We start from the raw sequence: 3,513 nt of genomic DNA on the forward strand, positions 1-3,513 counted from the left end.
CAGAGAACGAAAGCACGGAAGACCAAGAGGTTGAATACAAACCCCTCACGTTCAACGTCACGCTCAAGCCCGACGACGACACCACCGATGGCGGCAACGACGACGGCCGGTACGGCCTGTTCGAAGCGCTCGGGCAGCTCAACTTCGTGGCGAGCGGCAACGTGTACGCCGAGCTGCCGCTGTTCTTCCCGACCCCCAACGCCTCGTTGGGCGACCCGTTGGTGCTGGCCATCGGCGATATCAACGATCTCGGGGGCACCACCACGATCACCGGCCCCAGCCTCGACGACCTGATCAGTGCGCTCAACCTGGAAGAAGACCTCACCCAGTTGCCCGAGGACTGGGACGAGTTGGCTCGGTATCTCGAGAACATCCTCGATGGCGAGGTCTTCGGGATCGATCTGCCGTTCATCGGCGACGACCTACGCGAAGCCGGCAACTTCATCCGCGATTTCCGGGTGCTGACCAACGCGGCCTTCCTCGGGATCGATTCGCTGTTCGACACGCGGCTCCACGACGACTCCCGCCTGCGCGATTGGGTCCACGACGCGTTGTGGGCGGCTTTGGGCCCCGACGGCGCGGACCTGATCCTCGACACCAATGGCGACGAGATCATCGACGACAACGACCTCATCCTGACGTTGTCTCCCGACGCTTTGCTGGTGGAAGCCAAGCTCGGGCAGGTCCAGCGGGAACTGGACCTCGATGTCGACCTGGATCTGGGCTTGCCCGGGCTGGGCCTGGACATCAACGGAGATGTGGTGGTCGAGTACGGCTGGACATTCGATCTGGGCATCGGACTCCACCGCGATCAGGGGCTCTACCTGATCACCGACGCCAGCGGCGACCCGGAGATCACCGCCAACATCAAGGCCACCGTGCCGGAGCTAGACGCGACGGCCACGCTCGGCTTCCTGCGGGCCAAAGCAAGAGACAACTCGGACGACCCCTCGGTCTTCGAAGTAGCCCTGGAAGCCGACCTTCGAGACCTGGACGGCGACGGTCGGCTGACGGTCGCCGAAGCCACCCGGGGCGGGTCCGACGCCGGCGACGCGATCGTGGACTTCACGATCACCGGCGGGCTCGACGCGAACTTTGAAATCTTCGCCGACACCACGGTCCAGGGGCTGCCCGCCCTCGCTTTCGACGTATTCATCGACTGGAAATTCCTGCCCGACCCGAACGCCTCCGAAGAAGAACGCGAAGCCGCCAGCCGCAACGGCAACCTGCCGAGCGTCCGGATCGAGAACATGGTCATCGACCTGTCTTCGACCGTCGGCACCTACATCGGCCCGCTGCTCGACAAGATCAACGACGTGATCGCTCCCGTGCGGCCCGTGCTGGACAAGCTACAAGAACCCATCCCCGGCCTCTCGCAGCTCATCGGCGACACCGATTTCATCGACCTCGCCGCCTACTTTGGCTACGAAGACACCGCCGAGTTCCTCCGTTTTGTGGTGGAATTGGACGGTTTGATCCAAGACATCGCGAACGTCTCCGACGAGGACGAATTCCTCGTCCCGATCGGCACCTTTGTGTCGTGGATCGACGAGGGGACCTTCCTCGACCTGCGCGACCCCAACACGAACCTCGCGCAGCTCAGCCCCGAAGAGGTCCTCCAGTTCTTCGCGCCCAGCGGCGAACCCACGACCTTCGACCAAGCCCCCGCCCCGGTCCGCAACTACTTCGAGCGCACCGACAACGTCGGCCTCGCGTTCCCGATCATCGACAACCCGTCCTTGGCCTTCAACCTCCTGCTCGGGCAAGACATCCCGATCGTGACCTGGGACTGGCCCGCGTTCGAGCTGCGCTTCGACCTGGACCCCTACCCGATCTACCCGATCATCCCGCCGTTCCTCTTCGGCGGCTTCCAGAGCGGCGTCGCCGTCGGCATCGACCTGGGCTTCGGCTACGACACCCGCGGCTTCCGCCAGTTCCAAGAAACCGGCCGCGAGAGCCAGCTACTCAACGGCTTCTACATCTCCGATACCGCCAACGCCGACGGCACCGGCCCCGACGTCAGCGAGGTCTACCTCTCCGCTTACGTCGCCGCCGTCGCCGAGTTCAACCTGTTCTCCGTCCTCCGGGCCGGCGTCCGCGGCGGGCTGTTCGCCAACCTCGGACTCAACCTCAACGACACCGACGGCAACGGCGTCGTTTATATCGACGAGTTCATCAGCCTCCTGGACGATGGCGGCATCTCACAGACCTTCGGCTACGAGGGCGAGCTAGGGGCCTTCATCGACGCCTACGCCACCGTCGACCTGGGCATCTTCAAGAAGACGTGGCGTTTCGACATCGCGCAGATCACGCTCCTCGACTTCGAATCGGAATTCGGAGAGCGGCCGACCATCACCGACCGCTTCACCGGCAACCACTCCCGGGACACCGCGCAGAACCTCGGCCTCGCGCCCGGCCTACACCTGACCGGCACCGCCATCCGCACCGCGGGCGAGCAGGATTGGTACCGCTTCGAGCTCGCCGACGAAGAACACCTCAGCGTCTTCGTCACCAGCAACGGCGGCCCGGCCCCCGACGCCTTCCTGTACGACGCCCAGGGGAACCTCGTCGCCAACCAGCCCGGCGAGCGGTTGGACAGCGCGCTGGAAGTCAACCTCCCCGCCGGCGAATACTTCCTGCACCTGGCCGGCCGCGGCGCCGCGGCGTATCAGCTCGAGATCGTCCCCCACCACCGCAGCGAAACCAACGTCTACTACGTCGCCGCCCCCGACGACAACGACCTCTCCGACAACCTCCGCACCACCGCCGCGGGCCGTCTCGATCACGACGGCCGCACCGCCGATACGCCCCTGCCTTCCATCCAGGCCGTCCTCGATCGGTACAACCTCAACGACGACGACATGATCGTCGTCGATCGCGGCACCTATGTTGGCCAAATCGTCATCACCGCCGACGACAGCGGCGTCTCGATCGCAGGAAGTACCGATAAAACCCTGCTACTTACTTCGACTACACCCGTGTCTAGCGATCCGGACGCAGCCAACCTCATCACGGTGATTAATTCAGATCGAGTGCGGATAGCAGACTTCGAACTGCAGACGAAATTCGGCTACCTGTCAGCCGGCGCAACCCGCGCAATCTATATTGACGCAGAATCAGATTATGTCAATTTAGAAAATATACATTTTAACGGCAAAGATTCATCCCGAACAATCCCGGCCCCATCGAATTACGGGCTAGAGACCCACGGCGACCATACGGCAATATCTAACAATTATTTCAACCAAAACGATTTTGGATTGCAAATACACGGCAGCGATGCGATTATTAAAGGCAATGAAATAAAGGCGCACATTAGTGCGGTATACTCTAACACCGGAATCCGAACACAGGTGCTTGACAATCACATATCTGGCGGCCCGTTTGGAATACAGTTCCAAGCGTCAGAGAGTGCCGTGATTGCGGGCAATAGATTTGCCATCGGAAGCGGCAATCAGACGATCACGACGGGCGACAACATCCATGTTTACAATAACGATTTCAACTCTCCGG

The 3,513-nt window shown here is 62.0% G+C and carries 1 protein-coding gene; it reads left to right on the plus strand.

Annotation, left to right across the window (positions count from 1 at the left end; genetic code table 11):
• On the plus strand, nucleotides 1-3,513 hold a 3,513-nt coding region (locus AAGD32_18435), incomplete at both ends, for a NosD domain-containing protein (protein MEM8876226.1).

Source organism: Planctomycetota bacterium, from assembly GCA_039182125.1.
GTDB lineage: Bacteria > Planctomycetota > Phycisphaerae > Tepidisphaerales > Tepidisphaeraceae > JBCDCH01.